This is a genomic window from Pelomonas candidula (assembly GCF_043555985.1).
Lineage (GTDB): Bacteria > Pseudomonadota > Gammaproteobacteria > Burkholderiales > Burkholderiaceae_C > Pelomonas > Pelomonas candidula.
In genome coordinates, this window is sequence record NZ_JBIGIC010000003.1 from 388,394 (window position 1) to 406,713 (window position 18,320).

The following is an 18,320-nucleotide window of genomic DNA, read 5'->3' on the forward strand; positions in this document are numbered from 1 at the left end:
GGCTGTCGCGGACGTGGTGGCGCCACCAGGCGCCGTCGGCGCACATCGCGCCCATACTTGAAACCATGCCCGTCGCCGACATCGCGCTGCGCTTCGACCCCGGCGTCGTCGTGCTGTCCTACCTGACTGCCGCCTTCGCGTCCTTCGTGGCGCTGGACCTGGCGCAGCGGGTGCGCACGCCCGACGCGGCGAGCGCGCGCCTCTGGTGGATCACCGGCTCGCTGTCCATGGGCACCGGCATCTGGGCCATGCACTTCATCGGCATGCTGGCGCTGCGCCTGCCTTTCATGGTCGGTTACGACGCCGCCATCACGGGGCTGAGCTGGCTGGCCGCCGTGGCCGTGTCGGCCATCGCACTGCGCGTGGCGTCGCTGGACCAGCTGACGCCCAGGCGGCTGATGCTGGGCGCCGTCAGCATGGGTGCGGGCATCTGCGGCATGCACTACACCGGCATGGCCGCGCTGGAGCTGGCGCCTGGCATCCGCTGGAACTGGGCGCTCGTGGCGGCCTCCGCCGCCGTGGCCACCGGGGCCGCCGCGGCGGCCCTCGTCATCTTCTTCTGGCTGCGCCGGCTCAACGCCAGCCAGGCCCGCCGGGGCCAGGTCGCGGCCGCCCTCGTCATGGGCGCCGCCGTGGCTGGCATGCACTACACCGGCATGGCCGCCGCCGGCATCGCCGAGAACAGTGTCTGCCTCAGCGCTGACTCGCTGGCAGGCGACAACCTGGACTACCTCGTCGCCGGCGCCACCCTCGGGCTGCTGCTGTTGACGCTGTTCACTTCCATGCTCGACGCCCGGCTGCGCCGCCGCGCCAGCGGGCTGCAGCAATCGCTGCATGCGGCGACGACCGAGCTGGCCGAGCAGGCGCTGCGCGACCCGCTGACCGGCCTGGCCAACCGCCAACTGCTGGACGACCGCATCAGCCACGCCATCGCGCGCAGCCAGCGCGACGGCGCCGGCGTGGCGCTGCTGATGCTGAACCTGGATGGCTTCAAGCCCGTCAACGAGGCCTTCGGCCATGCCGCCGGCGATGCCGTGTTGCGCGAGGTGGCCAGCCGGTTGACGGCGCTGGCGCGCGGCCACGACACGCTGGCCCGCCTGGGCGCCGACGAGTTCGTGCTGCTGCTGGAGGGCGAGGCCGGCGAGGCCGTGCTGGCCCAGATCGCCCAGCGGCTGCTGGACTCGCTGGCAGAGCCCATGTCCGTCCGCGTCGGCGAGGGCCAGCAGCCGCTGCGGCTGTCAGCCTCCATCGGCATCGCGCTGCACGGCGGCCCGGACCTGTCCAGCCGCCCCCTCATCACCCAGGCCGACTCGGCGGCACAAGCCGCCAAGCGCAGCGGCGGCAACGGCTTCGCCTTCTTCGAGGCCCACATGCAGGACGGCGTGCGCGACCAGCTGGAGCTGTCCCGCGACCTGCGCACCGCGCTGGAAGACGGCGGTGCCGGCCTGAGCCTGCACTACCAGCCCAAGGTGGCGGGCGCCAGCGGCCTCGTGCTGGGCGTGGAGGCCCTGCTGCGCTGGCAGCACCCGCGACGCGGCCCCGTCAGCCCGGGCACGTTCATCCCGGTGGCGGAGCGCTTCGGCCTCATCACCACGCTGGGCGACTGGGTCATCGACGAGGCCTGCCGCCAGATCGCCGACTGGCGCGATCAGGAGGGGCTCAAGCTGCGCGTCGCGATCAACCTGTCCGTGCAGCAACTGCGCCAGCCCGAGGCGTTGCTGCAACGACTGGAGCAGGCGCTGCTGCGCCACCGCCTGGACGCCTCGCAGCTGAGCTGCGAGATCACCGAATCCGTCGCGATGGAGGATGCCGGCGCCACCGAACGCGTGCTGCAGCGGCTGAGCGCGCTGGGCGTGAGTCTGTCCATCGACGACTTCGGCACGGGCTACTCCAGCCTGGCCTACCTGCGCCGGCTGCCGGTGTCGCAGCTCAAGATCGACCGCAGCTTCGTCCAGGACCTGGAGACCAGCGCCGATGCCCGCGCCATCGTCAACGCCGTCATCGAGCTGGCCCACGCGCTGGGCCTGGAAGTGGTGGCCGAGGGCGTGGAGACCGAGGGCCAGGCCGACGTGCTGCGCGCCAAGCACTGCGACAAGTTGCAGGGCTTCCTGTTTGCCAGGCCCATGCCCGCACAGGAGCTGGCGCAGTGGGCGCGGCGCTCGCAGTCGCCGGACGCCCGGCTGGACTTCAGCGACTCGGTCTTTGCCGACGTCGATCAGACCGCCATGCGCTCCGGTGCGACGTAGAAGCGCCGGAATTCCTCGAAGCCCAGCGTGTCGGCCTTCTCGATGCGGGCCTGCTCGGCCAGCGACTCGGCCGCCATCTTCTCGAAGCGCTGCTGCAACTCGTCCGGGAACGGCAGGGCCAGCAGCGCGGCGCGGGTCGCATCGCTCTGGCGGCGGATGAAGCCGATGTGGCTGTCGTCGAAGTCCTGCGCCATGACGGCCAGCACGCGCGCCGACGGACACAGCTCGGGCCGCTGCAGCCGCTCCGCCACGCGCTCGAGCGCTGCGCGGTAGGCATTGCCGCCGTGGGCCGCGTCCAGCGCCTCGGCCTGGGCCCTGCAGCCGGCGATGATCTCGGCCGCCCAGTCCTGCAGGCTGCGCTCGCCGCCCTGCCAGTGCTCCAGCATCAGGCCCGGCTCGCGCCCGCGCGCGGCGACGGCGTGCTGGTTGCGTGCGTTGGCGGCGATCTCGTCTGGCGTGTCGTCAGGGCTTTCGCCGTGCAGGCAGTGCAGCAGGAAGGCGTCCAGCACGCGGATGGTGTCGGCGCCGATGCCGACCGGCTCGAAGGGATCGAGGTCCATCAGCCGCACCTCGATGTACTCGACGCCGCGCTCGCGCAGCGCATGCAGAGGCCGCTCGCCGGAGCGGATCACGCGCTTGGCGCGGATGGTGCTGTAGAACTCGTTCTCGATCTGCAGCAGGCTGGTGGAGAGCTGGTTGTAGTCGCCGCCAGGCGTCTGCACGCCGATGGCCTCGTACGCCGGGTAGGGCCGGCTCAGCGCGTCCTGCAGCGAGGCGGCGTAGCTCTCCAGGCAGTTGTACGTGACGGAGATGTTGGACTGCGCATCGCTCTGGTAGCCCAGGCGACCCATGCGCAGCGACGTCGCGTGCGGCAGGTACAGCGTGTGGTCGGCCAGGCGCTGCAGGCCGTGGTCGCGGCCATGCACGAAGCTGTCGCACAGCGCCGGGCTGGCGCCGAACAGGTACAGCAGCAGCCAGCCATCGCGGCGGAAATTGCGGATGGCGCCGAAATAGCCCTCCGTCGACACGCCCGGCAGCGACCAGTTGTAGTGGATGCCCGAGATCGTCTGCATGCGCCGGCCGTAGCGCTGGCCCAGGCCCATGCGGTAGACGCTCTTGGCGCGGCCGACGTTGCTGGAGCCGTAGCGGCCGATGGGGATGGTCTCGTCGGCCGGCAGGCCGCAGGGCATGGAGCTGACCCAGAGCCGCTCGTCGGCCAGCGCGCGGTAGACGGCCTGGTGGATCTCGGTGAGCTCGCGCAAGGCTTCGTCCACGCCGGCATGCACACCGGTGATGAGTTCCAGCTGCGACTCGCTGTAGTCGGTGGTGATGTGCGGGTGCGTCAGCGCCGAGCCGAGCGCGAGCGGATGTGGGGTCAGCGCCAGGCCGCCCCCGGGCAGAGCGCGCAGGCTTTCCTTCTCGATGCCGCGGCGGATGCCGAGCAGGGTCTCTTTGTCGTTCATCGCGTCTCGAGCGCTAATTGGGCCGAGACGGTAGCAGATACGCGCTACAACTGCCCTGGCGCGTCATGGTCAGCCAGACTGGGCCTCAGGTCATGTTCGCCGGCCTGGATGCCGTCATGGTGGCTGAGGTAGAGAGATACGTCGTGCCGCTCCAGCCAGCCGATGGCCCTCAGGCGGTCCAGCACCGGGCCCTTGACCTCGGAGAACTCCAGCCTCAGCCCCTCGATCCGCAGTGCCGTGTGCAGCTCCTGCAGCGCCGTCAGGCCCGACACGTCGATGTGGTTGACGGGCGCCATCAGCATCAGCACGCGCTGCGGCGTGCCGACGAGGGCGCGGTGCTCACGCACGCGCGCCAGCACCACGTCGGCCAGGCCGCGGGAGTTCGTGAACACCAGGCTCTCGTCGATGCGCAGGCCCACCACCTCGGGCTGGCATTCGACGGCGTAGCGTTCGACGTTGCGGTAGTGCTGCGTGCCCGGCACGCGACCGATGCGGGCCACGTGGGGCTGGGCCGTGCGCTGGATCAGCAGTGCGATGGAGCCCACCACGCCCAGCGCCAGCGCCGCGCCGATGCTCCACAGCAGCACCGCCGCCGAAACGGCCGCCATCAGCAGGCCCTCGGCGCGGGCGTAGCGCCAGGCCTCGCCGTAATGGCCCAGCGTGAAGCCGCCCAGCACCGCCACGACGATGGTGGCCGCCAGCACCGGCTTGGGCAGATGCGCCAGCGGCTCGGCCAGCAGCAGCATCGCCAGCAGCATGAAGCCGGCGACGAAGACCAGCGTCCAGCGGCTCTTCGAGCCCGCCTCGTGCAGCAGGATGCTGCGCGAGAAGCTGCCCGCCACCGGCATGCCGCCGGTCAGCGACGCGGCCAGGTTGGCTGCTGCCAGGCCGCGCATCTCGGCAGCCGGCAGCAGCTTTTCGCCGCGGCGCTGCGCCAGCGACTCCGCCACCGCCAGGCTGGACACGAAGCCCATCAGCGCGACCAGCGCCGCCGAGGGCAGCAGGTTCCGCCACAGCGCCGCATCCAACAGCGGCAGGCCTACCGGCAGCGCCAGCGACGGCAGCGCACCCACCTCAGCCACACCGCGCGCGGCCGGCGTGAAGGTCGACAGCAGCATCGCCCCGATCATCAGCAGCAGCGGCGCCAGCCGGGCCAGCGTGCGCGAGCCGGTGCGGCGCGACAGCAGCAGCAGTACGACGGCCGCGCCGCCCCAGGCCGCACTCAGCGGCGCAATGCCGTGCTGCACCGCCGCGCGCACCAGGGCCGGCAGCGTCGAGCCCGTCGCCGCGCTGCCCAGCAGCACCGGCACCTGGCTGGCCGCGATCATCAGCGTCGCGCCGTTCTCGAAGCCGCGCAGCGCCGGCACCGACAGCAGGCTGGACAGCGCATCCAGCCGCAGCAGCGCCGCCAGCGCCAGCAGCCCGCCCACCTCGGCCGCCAGCACCAGCGCGCCGGCCTCCGCGCTCACGCCCGGCGGCAGCCCGCCCAGGGCCTGGGCGATCATCAGCGCCAGCACGGCCACCGGCCCCAGGCCCAGCACGGGGCTGGAGCCCAGCGCCGCGTAGGCCAGCAGCGGCAGCAGGCTGGCGTACAGCCCCACCTGCGGCGGCAGCCCGGCCAGCATGGCGTAGGCCAGGCTCTGCGGAATCAGCAGCACGGCGACGACGGCGCCGGCCATCAGGTCGGCACGCCAGGTGGCTCTCATATCAGGTGCAAATCGTTGAATGCGCAGGCCGAGCGCCGGTCCGCTCCCAAGCCGGCCCGCCTCGGGCGATGCTCGAAGACTGCCAGGTGCATTCGCGTTCAGCAAGGCGCGACCGGACGAGGGGCTTCATCTATCTGTCCACCTTCACGCCGGACCACAGCACCACGCGCGCCCACTTGGCCGTCTCGGCAGCGATCAGCGCGGCCAGTTCGGCACCGCCACCCGTCTGCACCAGCATGCCGCGGGCCGTCAGCCGTTCGCGCAGCGCGGGGCCGGCCAGCGCGGCGGCGGTGTCGCGCTGCAGGCGGGCGAGTTGCTCGGCGGGCTGGCTGCTGGGCGTGAACAGGCCGATCCAGGCGCTGGCCTCGTAGCCCTTCAGCGCCGGGCCGCCGGCCTGCTCCACGGTGGGCAGGTCGGGCAGGCTGGGGCTGCGGCGCGCGCTGGTCACGGCCAGCGCCAACAGCTTGCCGGCGCGGATCTGCGGCAGCGCGGCGGGCAGCGTGTCGAACATCAGGTCCATGTTGCCGGCAACGACGTCCTGCTGTGCCGACGCCGCGCTGCGATACGGGAAGTGCAGCATGTAGGTCTGCGTCAGCCGCTTGAACAGCTCGCCGGCCAGGTGCGTGGGGTTGCCGTTGCCGCTGGATGCGATGTGCAGCCGCCCCGGCTGGGCCGATGCGGCGTGCACGAGGTCGGCCAGGCGGCGCACGCCCAGCGACTGCGCGACGGCCGGGTTCATGACCAGCACCAGCGGCACCGTCGCGACCAGCGCCACGGGCGAGAAGTCCTTCACCGCGTCGTAGGGCAGGCGGCGCGACAGCAACGGGTTGATGGCGTGCGTGCCGACGCTGCCCATCAGCAGCGTGTGGCCGTCGCTCGCGCCGGCGACCTCGGCCGTGCCGATGTTGCCGTCCGCGCCGGGGCGGTTGTCGACGGCAACCGTCTGGCCCAGGCTGCGCTGCAGCTCGGGCGCGAGCAGCCGCGACGCGATGTCGGCCGGGCCGCCGGCCGGATAGGGCACGACGATGCGCAGCGGGCGGGCCGGCCAGGCGGGCTGGGCCGACACCCCTGCGCTGGCCAGCCAGAGCAGCAGCGCACGGCGATGGCACAGGCGGTGGCTCATGCCGGGCCGACCAGCACGTTGAGACGCACCTGGCCGTGCAGGCAGGCGGCGTCGAAGTCCTGCAGGATGGCCGCCAGCGTGTCCGCGTCGGGCGCCTCGACGCCGTTGATGCCCACGCCGCGGTTGCGCCCCTCGGCCTTGGCCTTGTAGAGCACCATGTCCACCCAGTTGACGGCCTGCTCCCAGTGCAGGCGCAGCGCGGCGCTGCCCGTGCCCTGGCCGCCGAGCGGGAAGCTCGCGAAGCCGATGGAAGCGGTGATGCGCAGCGCGCCGTCGGGCGTGTCGATCGCCGCGCCGCCGATGCCGTTGAGGATGCGCGCCGCCATCTGGGCGAGGTCGGCGCCGGGCAGCTCCGGTGCGAAGACGAGGAACTCCTCGCCACCCCAGCGCACGACGAGGTCGCTGTCGCGCACCGCGGCGCGGATGCGCCGGCCCACCTCGACGATGACGGCGTCGCCGGCCGCGTGGCCGTGCCGGTCGTTGACGTTCTTGAAGTGGTCGATGTCGATCATCAGCAGCGCACCACGGAATCCCTCCGCCCCGGCCTGGCGCGCGGCCAGGTCCATGACGGCGAGGAAGTGGCGACGGTTGGACAGGTCGGTCAGCGGGTCTCGTTCACTCTGCGCACGCAACAGGCGCTGGTTGGCGGTCAGGCGCGCCTGGGCGCGGCGCATGCGCAGCAGCGTGACGCCGATCAGCGCCGTGGACAGCAGCAGCAGCGCGCCGACGGCGATGCCGACCTTCTGCGCCAGCCGGCCATTCTCCAGCTGCTGGTCCTTGAGCTGGCCGTCCCGGGCCAGCAGGTCGAGATCGCGCTGGCGGGCGGCCGTGTCGTATTTGCGGCGCAGCTCCTCCAGCGCGGTGGAGCGGTTGCGCTCGTTGACGCGCGCGTTCAGCTCGCGCTCGTCGTGGAAGGCGGCCAGCGACTCCTTGTACTGGCCGGCCTCGGCCCAGGTGTCGCCCAGCTCGCGCAGCTCGCGGGCGCGCGGCAGGAGGTCGGCCGGGTCGGCAGGGATCTCGACCACCCTGGCGAGCTCCAGCCGCGCGGCGTCGAACTGGTGCAGCTTGATGTTGGCGACGGCCAGGTTGTGATGCAGGCTGCGCTCGTTGAGGCGGTCGTGGAAGCGCTGCAGCACCGGCAACGCGCGCTGGCCGGCCGCCAGTGCCTCGGCCAGCAGGCCGAGATGCATGTAAGGGTCCACGAGGTTGGCGCGCAGCTGGGCGGCGAGGTGGGGCGCGTCGGCCTGGTCGGCCAGTTGCAGGCCGGCCTCCAGCGCGGCCCGCACGGCGGCGGCGTCGCGCGTACGGCGCTCGACGACGGCCTCGAAGTTGCGCACGCGCGCGCCGGCCACGGGGTCGCCCTGGGCCTCGATGTGCGCAGCGCGCAGCTCGGCACGCGCTGCTTCGCCCTGGTCCTGCTGCTGCAGCACGATGGCCAGTTGCCCCAGGCTGAGGGCGATGAGGTGCTTGTCGCCACCCGCCCGGGCCAGCGTCAGTGCGCGGCGGGCGGCGGCCTCGGCGTCGACGAAGGCGCCCTGCCCGCCCTGCTCGCGCATCTGCAGGCGCAGCGCCTCCCAGGTGGCGCGGAAGTCGCAGTCCAGCTCGCGCACGGCGCGGGCCTCGTCGCCGGCGGGGCAGTGCCGCTCCAGGCCGGCCAGCGCCCGCGCGGCCAGCGTGCCGGCGGGCTTGCCGGCGCGCTCCTGGATGAGGGCGCGCAGCAACCAGCTGCGGTCCGCGCCGTCCTCGGTCGACATCAGCTGCACGGCGATGACATCGGCCGCCTCGTACTGGCCGGCAGCCAGCTGCACGCGACCGCGCGCGAACAGCCAGGCAGCCTCGCGCGCCGGCGAGGCGTCGGCCGGCCAGCGCCGGGTCAGCTCGGCCAGCATGGCGGCCGGGTCGTCGAAAGCGCGGCGCGTGATGTTGGCCAGCAGCTGGCGGTCAGCCGCCAGCTCCGGGTCGGACACGGCGCCCGCCGTCGTGGCGAGCAGGGCCAGGGAGAGCAGCCAGGCCTTCATGTGCGGGTCGGCCGGAAGCCGTCGTGCGAGGGTGGGCCGCTCAGCGCCGTCAGCCCCACCTGGCCTTCGCCCCAGGCGGCCTCCAGGCGCGCGGTGAGCCGGGCAGCGGCAGCCACGTCGCTGGCGTGGATGCGCTCGACGCCGTAGGCCTTGTTGCGGCCGTGTGCCTTGGCGAGGTACATGACGGTGTCGACGAGGTCGATGGCGCGCTCCCACGGCAGGCGCAGGCCATGCGGCGGCACCGGCAGGCTGACGAAGCCGATGGAGACGCTGACGGCGATGCGGCGACCCTCGTGCTCGACCGGCTGGCCGCCCAGCAGGTCCAGCAGGCGCTGCGCGAGCTGCGGAGCGAACAGGCCTTCACGGGTGCGGGCGACGATGAGGAACTCCTCGCCGCCCCAGCGCACGACGAGGTCGTCGTCACGCACGGCCTCGCACAGCCGCCGCGCGATCTCGATGAGGACGGCGTCGCCGGCTGCGTGGCCGAAGCCGTCGTTGATGCGCTTGAAGTGGTCGACGTCGATGAGGAAGAGGCTGGCCTCGAGACCGTCGGGGCCGCTCAGGCTCTTGATGGCAGCCTGGAAGTGACGGCGGTTGGCCAGGCCGGTCAGGGGGTCGGTCTCGCTCTGGCTCTTCAGCGACGCGTTGCTCTGCACCAGCGCCTCGTTGGTGCGGCGCACGCGGCGGAAGGCCTGGTACAGCAGGCCCAGCGACACCAGCACGCAGCCGCCCAGCGCCGTCCACAAGGTGCCGGCGAGGTTGCGCTGGTGGACCTGCTCGGCCTTGATGGCGTTGTCGCGGTTCAGCAGCTCGATGTCGCGGGCGCGCTGCTCGGCGTCCTGGCGCTCCTGGGCCTCGATGAGCAGCTTGCGGGTCTCGTCGCGCAGTACGCGGTCGACGAGCCGGCGGTGCTCGCGCCAGGCGGCCACGGCACCAGCCAGGTCACCTGCACGCTCCAGATAGCCCGCCAGCTCCTTCCAGCCATCGGAGGCGTAGGCGACGGCGCCCTGCTGCTCGTCCAGCTTGACGGCGGCCTGCGCCTCGGCGCGGCCCTCGGCCACGCGGCCCAGCGCGATCTTGGCCAGGCCGATGTTGGAACGTGCCACGCTTTCGGCGCTGAAGTTGTGCGTGGCGTGGGCCAGCGGCAACGCCTGCTCGGCCAGCTCCAGCGCGCGCGCCGGGCGGCCCTGGCGCAGGTGATAGTCGGCAAAGTTGGCCAGGCCCAGCGCGCGCACCGAGTCGGCACCGGCGAGCGCCGCCTGCTCCAGCGCGTCGGAATTGGCGAGCAGGGTGATCGTCGTGTCGCTGTCGTCGGCGTGCACGATGCCACGCACCGTCTGGACCTGGTTCAGCGTCATCGGGTCCGGGTCCTTCTGCGCCTCCGCCAGCGCCTGCGCGGCGAGCTGGCGGGCGCGGGCCGGCGTGTCGGCGCGCAGCGTCGTGAACGCGAGATCGGCCAGCGACAACGCAACGCGCCAGGACTGCCCCGTCTGCTGGGCCAGGCGCAGCGCCTTGTGGCCTTCGGTCAGCGCGGCGTCCAGCTCGCCGGCGTCGCCGCTGAGGGCCGCGTACTGGCGGTGGTAGCGCCACCGGAAGACCGTGCCGGCAGCGCCGAGCTGCACGCTGTCCACGGCCATCAGCAGCTTGCGGGCCTCGCGCGTATCGCCCTGGGAGCGCTGATATTCGGCGCCGATGCTGGCCGCGGCGACGAGGGCGTCGGCGCGACGCTCGCCGGCTGGCCAGTCGCGCAGTTGCTGGCTGAGCTGGTCGGAGAGCAGGCGGTCGCGCGCCTGCGCTGCCAGCAGACCGCGCAGAGCGATGCTGTCCAGCAGGGCCGGGCTGCCGGGCCGCAGCCCCCCGGCGCGGCCGCGCAGCTCCAGCTCGTAGGCCGCAGGCTTGGCGCGGGCGGCGCGCTCGATGCGATCCAGGTCCTGCGCCAGGCCGGCATCGACGACCGCCGACGCGGCCGGCGCCGGCGGCGCGACCGCACCCTCTCCCCCGCCCGGCGAGCAGGCGGCGAGCAGCAGCGCAGCGAGCGCGGCGGTCAGCATCGAGGACAGGGCCTGGATTGGGTGCATCTGGGCGGAGGCAACGGGAGCTTGTGGTCCCGAGCCGATCATTTCAGCGCGGTTCCGTCGCGGCGTGGCGCACGCTCTGGCGGAGACCGTTCAGATTCCACGCGCCTCGCCCGGTCGGCCCACATAGCCGCGCGGCACGGCGCCCAGCAGGCGGCGCGTGTAATCCTGCCGCGGCGCCGCGATCAGGTCGCCCGTGGCCGCCTGCTCGACGACGTCGCCGTTCTGCATGACCAGCACTTCGTCCGAGATGAACTTGACGACGGCCAGGTCGTGGCTGATGAAGATGTAGCTCAGGCCGAACTCGTCCTGCAGATCCTTCAGCAGGTTGAGCACCTGGGCCTGCACCGACACGTCCAGCGCCGACACGGCCTCGTCCAGCACCAGCACCTCGGGCTGCAGCGTCAGGCAGCGCGCGATGGCGATGCGCTGGCGCTGGCCACCGGAGAACTCGTGCGGGTACTTGGCCATGGCGGCCTCGTCCAGGCCCACCTTGCGCAGCAGCGCGATGGCAAGCGCCTCGCGCTCGGCGGTGTCGGCGCCGATTCCATGGATTTCCATCGGCTCACGCAGCGTCTGGCCGATGCTGAAGCGCGGGTTCAGCGAGGCGTAGGGGTTCTGGAACACGACCTGGATGCGCCGGCGCATGCGCTGCCAGTCGGCGCCCCCCATCTTCAGCAGGTCCTGGCCGTCGAACAGCACCTGGCCGGCCAGGGTGCCACCCGTCTGCTCGTGCAGGCGCAGCAGCGCCAGGCCCATGGTCGTCTTGCCGGAGCCGGACTCGCCGACCACGCCCAGCGTGTGGCCGCGCCTGAGCTTGAAGCTGACGCCCTTGACCGCCTTGAACTCGCGACGGCCGAACAGGCCCTCCTTCAGCCAGAAGCTCTTCTGCAGGCCCGTCACCTCCAGCACGACGGGCGCGTTCGCGTCCTTGGCCTTGACGGCGGTGGACGCGGCGCGGCCGGCAATGTGGTCGTCGATGACCATCAGCCGCGCCGGGTTCTCGGTCAGCGACGGGCGGCAGGCCAGCAGCGCCTTCGTGTAGGCGTCCTGCGGGGCGTTGAAGATCTGCTCGACCGGCGCGGTCTCGCGCACCTGGCCGTGGCGCATGACGACGACGCGGTCCGAGATCTCGCCGACGACGCCCAGGTCGTGCGAGATGAACAGCAGACTCATCTTGTGGCTGTCCTTGAGCCGCGCCAGCAGCTCCATGACCTGGCGCTGGATGGTCACGTCCAGCGCCGTCGTCGGCTCGTCGGCGATCAGCAGCCTCGGGCTGCAGGCCAGCGCCACGGCGATCATGACGCGCTGCTGCTGGCCGCCCGACATCTCGTGCGGGTAGGCGCGCAGGCGCCGCTTCGGCTCGGGGATGCCGACCTCGTGCAGCAGTTCCTCGGCGCGCACCAGCGCCTGGCAGCGACTCATCCCCAGGTGCTTCATCAGCGGCTCGCAGATCTGCGTGGCGACGTCGAACACCGGGTTCAGCGAACTCATCGGGTCCTGGAAGACGCAGGCGATGTCCTTGCCGCGGACGGCCTGCAGCTCGCGCGTGGACGCCCGCAGCAGGTCGCGGCCCTGGAAAAGGATGCGGCCCTCTCGCTCGGCGTTGCTGGGCAGCAGGTTGAGGATGGACATGGCCGTCACGCTCTTGCCCGACCCCGACTCGCCGACCAGCGCCACGGTGCCGTTCTCCGGCACGTCGAAGCTGATGCCCTTGACGGCCAGCGCACGCTGCATCTGACCGCCTTCCTTGCCCATGCGGAAGGCGACCTTCAGGTCTTGGATGCTCAGTAAAGGGCTCATGTCAGTTGTCCGCCGCACGACGGTTTTGCGGGCCGAGCGCCGGGCCGCTCCCAAGCCGGCCCGCCTGGGCGATGTGCTTGCGGCTCAATGCCGCAAGCATCGCCGTCCCCTCGGGGGATCGGCTGGACAGGCCCGCGCTCAGCGCGGCCTGACCGGACGAGGGGCTCACAGTCATTCCAGGCCCCGCAACTTGGGATCGAGCGCGTCGCGCAGCGCGTCGGTGAACAGCGCGAACGCCGTGACGAACACGGCCATGAAGGCGGTCACGGCGGCGAGCTGCCACCAGTAGCCGAGGATGAGCTCGTTCTGCGCCTCGCCCAGCATCGTGCCCCACGACACCTGGTCGACGCTGACGCCCAGCCCCAGGTAGCTGAGGATGACCTCGCTCTTGATGAAGCCCACCACGTGCAGCGACAGCTGCACCAGCACCACGTGCGACACGTTGGGCAGGATGTGGCGGAACATGCGCGCCCCGCGGCTCGCACCGATGGCCTCGGCCGAGCGCACGTACTCGCGCACGCGGTGCTTGATGAACTCCGCGCGGATGAGCCGGTAGATGCCGGTCCACCCGCTCAGCGCCAGGATGCCGACGACCGCACCGATGCCGCGCGGGAAGATGGCCGCGAACGCGAAGATCAGCAGGATGCCCGGGATTGCCGTGAACACGTTGTAGACCCACTCCAGCAGGTCGCCCACCCAGCCCCCGAAGAAGCCCGACACGGCGCCCAGCACGGTGCCGATCAGCGTCGCGACGACGGCCGCCGCGAGCCCCACGAAGATGGTCACTTCGGCGCCCTTGACGACCTTGGCCAGCACGTCGCGGCCCAGCCGGTCGCCGCCCAGCGGCAGTGTCTCGGCGCGCACCAGCTCCTCGGTCTTGAAGGCCTTGGCGCGTTCGGCCCACTCGGCGTAGCGCGGCGCCAGCGGGTCGATGTCCGACAGGTCGACGTTGGGCCCCTTGGGCGCGGCGATGGTGCCGGTGTCCTCGGCCGGCTGCGGGCCCAGCAACGTGGGCGGCGCGTTGGGCACGCCGATCTCCTGCTGCCAGCCCGACGCGACGAGGTTGGTGGCGGCCAGCAGCACGACGACGAGGAAGACGGCAACGACGGCCATGGCCGCCATGCCGACACGGTCGGTCCGCAGACGGCGCCAGGAGGCGGCCCAGACGCCGCCGGAAGAGGCAGGCGCGCTCACTTGAGCACCACCCGGGGATCGACGACCTTGTAGAGCACGTCGACGGCCAGGTTGACCACCATCGTCAGCGCGGCCAGGTAGATGGAGAAGGCCTGGATGACCGGGTAGTCGCCGCGATTCACCGCGAGGTAGAGCTCACGCCCCAGGCCCGGGATGGAGAAGAACACCTCGATGAGGAAGCTGCCCACCAGCACGCCGGGCACCAGCACCGAGACGTTGGTCAGGATGGGGATCAGCGCGTTGCGCAGCACGTGCTTGAGCAGCACGGTGCGCTCGGTCAGCCCCTTGGCGCGGGCGGTACGCACGTAGTCGTGGCCCAGCTCATCGAGGAAGAAGCTGCGGTACAGGCGGATCTGCGGCGCCAGCGACACGGCCACGGCGACGAGGATGGGCAGCGGCGCGTAGGTGGTGAGGTTGGTCCAGGTGCTGGCCGTCCAGCCCTGCACCGGGAACCAGCCGAGGCGGAAGGCGAACAGGTACTGCGACAGGATCACGTAGACCAGCAGCGAGACGGACACCGCCACCGTCGTGCAGATCATCACCGCGCGGTCGGTCAGGCTGCCGCGCACGGTGGCCACCGCCAGCGCGAACGGGATGGCCAGCAGCACCTCCAGGATGAGGATGGGCACGGTCACCGTCAGCGTGGCCGGCAGCCGCGTGGCGAACAGGTGCGCCACCGGCTCCTGGGTGGCCCAGCTCTTGCCCCAGTCGAAGGTGACGATCTGCTTCAGGAAGATCAGCAGCTGCTCCCAGACGGGCTTGTTGAGGCCCAGCTGGTCGCGGATCGCCTCGATCTGCTCGGCGCTGGCATTCATGCCGCCGAGGATGATGGCCGGGTCGTTGCCAAACTTCTTGAACAGGAAGAACACCAGCAGCACGACCCCCACCAGCGTCGGGATCATCTGCCACAGGCGTCGCACGAGATAGGCCGCCATCGGGGCTCCTAGAAACCACAAACCCCGCCGGAACCGAGGGGTTACAACAGAAAACGGGGCGCAGTCTATGCGAGCGGCGCTGGTGACGCCCCTGACGGTTTCACTAGACTCCGCGCTTCTCCGAGCAAGCGCCCCCGCGATGAAGCTTCCCGTCCTGTTGAGCGGCCTCCTGCTGGCCGGCACGCTGGTCTCCGCCCAGGCGGCCGACAAGGTGATGCGCTACGCCTTCAAGGTGGCCGAGACCGGCTTCGACCCCGCGCAGATCTCCGACAAGTACTCCAAGGACATCGCCGGTGCCATCTTCGACGCGCCGCTGGAGTACGACTTCGGTGCCCGGCCCTTCAAGCTGCGCCCGGCCACGCTGGCCGAGATGCCCCAGGTCAGTGCCGACTTCAAGACGATCACGATGCGGGTCAAGCCCGGCATCTACTTCTCGGACGACCCCGCCTTCAACGGCAGGAAGCGCGAGCTGACCGCGGCCGACTACGTCTACAGCCTCAAGCGCCACTACGACCCGCGCTGGAAGAGCAACAACCTCTACCTGCTGGAGAACGCACAGATCCTCGGGCTGTCCGAACTGCGCCGCGAGCTGATGAAGGCGAAGAAACCCTTCGACTACGGCCGCGAGGTCGAAGGCCTGAAGGCGCTGGACCGCTACACCTTCCAGGTCAAGCTGGGACTGGGCGACCCGCGCTTCGTCCACCAGTTCGCCGACCCCGGCTTCCTCGGCGCCGTCGCGCGCGAGGTGGTCGAGGCCTACGGCGACCGCATCATGGAGCACCCGGTCGGCACGGGCGCCTTCCGCCTCGTCGAGTGGCACCGCAACTCGCGCATCGTGCTGGAGCGCAACCCCAACTTCCGCGACCTGCGCTACGCCGAGATCGCGCCGCCCGACGCCAGCGACAAACTCAAGGCCGAGGTGGCCGCGCTGCAGGGCAAGAAGCTGCCCATCGTGGACCGCGTCGTCGTCAGCATCGTCGAGGAGGCGCAGCCGCGCTGGCTGTCCTTCCTGCGCGGCGAGGCCGACGTCATCGAGGAAGTGCCGATCGACTTCGCCACCGTCGCGATGCCCGGCAACCAGCTCGCGCCCAACCTCGCCCGGCAGGGCATGACGATGACGCGCTATGCGCGCGCCGACGTGTCCTTCAGCTACTTCAACATGGAGGACCCGGTCGTCGGCGGCTACACGCCCGAGAAGATCGCGCTGCGCCGCGCCATCAACCTGGCCGTGGACCTGGACAAGGAGATACGCCTCGTGCGCCGCGGCCAGGCCATCAAGAGCCAGGGCCCGATACCCACCGTGGTGTTCGGCCACGACCCGGCCTTCAAGTCGGAGATGAGCGAGTTCAACCTCGCCAAGGCCCGCGCGCTGCTGGACCTGTACGGCTACAAGGACCGCGACGGCGACGGCTGGCGCGAGCTGCCGGACGGCAAGCCGCTGCTCATCGAGTACTCGACGCTGGCCGATGGCGAGCGCCGCCAGCTCGCCGAGCAGTGGCAGAAGAACATGAAGGCGCTGGGTGTGCGCTTCACGATCAAGATCGGCAAGTTCCCCGAACAGCTCAAGGCCGCCAACGCCGGCAAGCTGCAGATGTGGATGGTCGGCTGGGTCGGCACGACGCCCGACGGCGACACCTTCCTCGCGCTGGGTTCCAGCAAGGCCAAGGGGCACGCCAACAAGACCCGCTTCGACCTGCCGGCCTTCGAGGCGCTGTACGACCGCCAGAAGGCCTTGCCCGATGGCCCCGAGCGCCAGGCCGCCATGAACGACGCGCAACGCCTGCTGGTCGCCTATGCGCCCTACAAGTTCCACGTCCACCGCGTCTTCACGGACATGGCCCAGCCCTGGGTGCGCGGCTACAGCCGCAACCTGTTCGTGCGGGACTTCTGGAAGTACATCGACATCGACCCCGACACCCAGCCCCAGTCATGAGACTCCTCCTCGCCGCGCTCACCACCTGCCTGGCCCTGGCCGCGCCCGCCCGCGCCGCCGAGCCGCTCAAGACGCTGCATTACGCCTTCCGGGTCGCCGAGACCGGATTCGATCCGCCGCGCCTGTCCGACATCTACTCGCGCACGGTCACGGCCCACATCTTCGAGTCGCCCTACACCTTCGACCCGCTGGCCCGGCCGGCCCGCCTGGTGCCGCTGATCGCCGCCGGCCCGCCCGAGATAAGCGCGGACTTCAAGACCTTCACGATCAAGCTCCGGTCCGGCATCTACTTCGCCGACGACCCGGCCTTCAAGGGCAGGAAGCGCGAGGTCACGGCCGCCGACTTCGTCTACAGCATCAAGCGCTTCGCCGACCCGGCGACCAACGCGCAGGGCTGGTCCAGCTACGAGGACCAGGGCATCGTCGGCCTGGGCGAACTGCGCGAGCAGGTCCTCAAGAGCAGGAAGCCCTTTCCCTACGACACCGAGATCGAAGGCCTGCGCGCGCTGGACCGCTACACGATCCAGGTCAAGACCCACGGCCCACGCCCCCGGCTCGTCGAGGCCATCTTCGCGGGCAACGACCTCTACGGCGCCGTCGCGCGCGAGGTGGTCGAGTTCTACGGCGACCGCATCATGGAGCACCCGGTGGGCACCGGCCCCTTCATGTTGAAGGAATGGCGGCGCAGCTCGCAGATGGTGTTCGAGCGCAACCCCGGCTACCGCGAGCGCTTCTACGAGGCCCAGCCCGCCGCCGATGACAAGGAGGCGCAGGCCATCTACGCGAAGTTCAAGGGCCGCCGCATCCCGATGATCGACCGCATCGTCGTCGACGTCATCGAGGCCGACCAGCCGCGCTGGCTGGCCTTCCTGAACGGGCAGCACGACTTCATCGAGCGCGTGCCCGAGAGCTTCATCACACAGGCGGCACCTGGCGGACGGATCGCCCCCAACCTCGCCAAACGCGGCATGCACGCGGTCTTCACCGTCGCGCCGGACATGACGCTGACCTGCTTCAACATGGAAGACCCCATCGTCGGCGGCATGACGCCCGACAAGGTCGCGCTGCGCCGCGCACTGTCGCTGGCCTTCGACGTGAACAAGGAGATCAGCTCCGCCCGCCGCGGCCAAGGGATGCCCGCGCAGGCGCCCATCCTGCCCAATACCAGCGGCTACGACCCGGCCTTCAAGAGCGAGATGAGCGACTACGACCCGGCCCGCGCCCGCGCGCTGCTGGACATGTACGGCTACGTCGACCGCGACGGCGACGGCTGGCGCGACATGCCCGACGGCAGCCCGCTCGTGCTGACGCGCAACACGCAGTCCGATGCGCTGAGCCGCGCCCTCGATGAATTGTGGGATCAGGCGCTGCGCGCCATCGGCATCAAGCTGCAGCTCAAGGTCCAGCAGTGGCCCGAGAACCTCAAGGCCGCGCAAGCCGGCAACTACCAGATGTGGCCCGTGGGTTCGACCGCGGCATCGCCGGACGGCCAGGAGGCGCTGCAGCGCCTCTACGGCCCGTACTCGGGCACGCAGAACCTGCCACGCTTCAAGGACGCCCGCTTCGACGCGCTGTACGACCGCATGCAGGCCCTGCCCGACGGCCCCGAACGCGACGCGCTGTTCAAGGAGGCCAAGCGCATCGCCGTGGCCTACATGCCATACAAGGTCCACGCCCACCGCATCGTCACCGACATCGAGCAGCCGGCGATGACCGGCTTCTACCGCCCGCTGTTCTGGCTGGACTTCTGGCAGTTCGTCGACATCGACCCGGCGAAACAGCCTGTCCATTGATTTCCGCGGCGGCATCCCATCGAATCGACCG

The 18,320-nt window shown here is 71.0% G+C and carries 11 protein-coding genes; 3 read left to right on the forward strand and 8 right to left on the reverse strand.

What is annotated here, in order from left to right:
• Window positions 1–65 precede the first annotated feature (65 nt).
• On the forward strand, window positions 66–2,246 hold the full coding sequence (locus ACG04R_RS08035; protein ID WP_394407844.1) for a putative bifunctional diguanylate cyclase/phosphodiesterase: 2,181 nt from the start codon (window positions 66–68) through the stop codon (window positions 2,244–2,246).
• Here the strand turns inward: ACG04R_RS08035 and gshA are convergent.
• From gshA to ACG04R_RS08075, 8 genes are all read right to left on the reverse strand, one after another.
• Window positions 2,216–3,709 (reverse strand): glutamate--cysteine ligase, encoded by a 1,494-nt coding sequence (gene gshA / locus ACG04R_RS08040; protein WP_394407846.1) that lies wholly within the window; start codon window positions 3,707–3,709, stop codon window positions 2,216–2,218. The genes ACG04R_RS08035 and gshA overlap by 31 nt on opposite strands.
• Before the next feature lie 44 nt (window positions 3,710–3,753).
• The gene (locus tag ACG04R_RS08045) at window positions 3,754–5,415 is read right to left on the reverse strand and encodes a SulP family inorganic anion transporter (protein ID WP_394407848.1); all 1,662 of its coding nucleotides are present in this window, start codon (window positions 5,413–5,415) and stop codon (window positions 3,754–3,756) included.
• A 130-nt stretch (window positions 5,416–5,545) separates the two neighbouring features.
• Window positions 5,546–6,538: a Bug family tripartite tricarboxylate transporter substrate binding protein gene (locus tag ACG04R_RS08050; RefSeq protein WP_394407850.1), complete on the reverse strand. Its 993-nt coding sequence runs from the start codon at window positions 6,536–6,538 to the stop codon at window positions 5,546–5,548.
• The gene (locus ACG04R_RS08055; protein ID WP_394407852.1) at window positions 6,535–8,556 is read right to left on the reverse strand and encodes a GGDEF domain-containing protein; all 2,022 of its coding nucleotides are present in this window, start codon (window positions 8,554–8,556) and stop codon (window positions 6,535–6,537) included. Before ACG04R_RS08055 ends, ACG04R_RS08050 begins: the two co-directional genes overlap by 4 nt.
• Window positions 8,553–10,634, reverse strand: a complete 2,082-nt coding sequence (locus ACG04R_RS08060; RefSeq protein WP_394407854.1) for a GGDEF domain-containing protein — start codon at window positions 10,632–10,634, stop codon at window positions 8,553–8,555. Before ACG04R_RS08060 ends, ACG04R_RS08055 begins: the two co-directional genes overlap by 4 nt.
• 90 nt (window positions 10,635–10,724) lie before the next feature.
• Window positions 10,725–12,434, reverse strand: coding sequence for an ABC transporter ATP-binding protein (locus tag ACG04R_RS08065; protein ID WP_394407856.1), 1,710 nt, complete (start codon window positions 12,432–12,434; stop codon window positions 10,725–10,727).
• A 171-nt stretch (window positions 12,435–12,605) separates the two neighbouring features.
• Window positions 12,606–13,628, reverse strand: a complete 1,023-nt coding sequence (locus ACG04R_RS08070; protein WP_394407858.1) for an ABC transporter permease — start codon at window positions 13,626–13,628, stop codon at window positions 12,606–12,608.
• Window positions 13,625–14,563 (reverse strand): ABC transporter permease, encoded by a 939-nt coding sequence (locus tag ACG04R_RS08075; protein ID WP_394407860.1) that lies wholly within the window; start codon window positions 14,561–14,563, stop codon window positions 13,625–13,627. Before ACG04R_RS08075 ends, ACG04R_RS08070 begins: the two co-directional genes overlap by 4 nt.
• Window positions 14,564–14,702: 139 nt before the next feature.
• Here ACG04R_RS08075 and ACG04R_RS08080 point away from each other — a divergent pair, with 139 nt between their 5' ends.
• Together ACG04R_RS08080 and ACG04R_RS08085 are read left to right on the forward strand one after the other, a co-directional pair.
• Window positions 14,703–16,496 carry an ABC transporter substrate-binding protein gene (locus tag ACG04R_RS08080; protein WP_394407862.1) on the forward strand — a complete coding sequence of 598 codons (1,794 nt, stop codon included), beginning with the start codon at window positions 14,703–14,705 and terminating at the stop codon, window positions 16,494–16,496.
• Window positions 16,493–18,289 (forward strand): ABC transporter substrate-binding protein, encoded by a 1,797-nt coding sequence (locus ACG04R_RS08085; RefSeq protein WP_394407864.1) that lies wholly within the window; start codon window positions 16,493–16,495, stop codon window positions 18,287–18,289. Before ACG04R_RS08080 ends, ACG04R_RS08085 begins: the two co-directional genes overlap by 4 nt.
• Window positions 18,290–18,320: the final 31 nt, after the last annotated feature.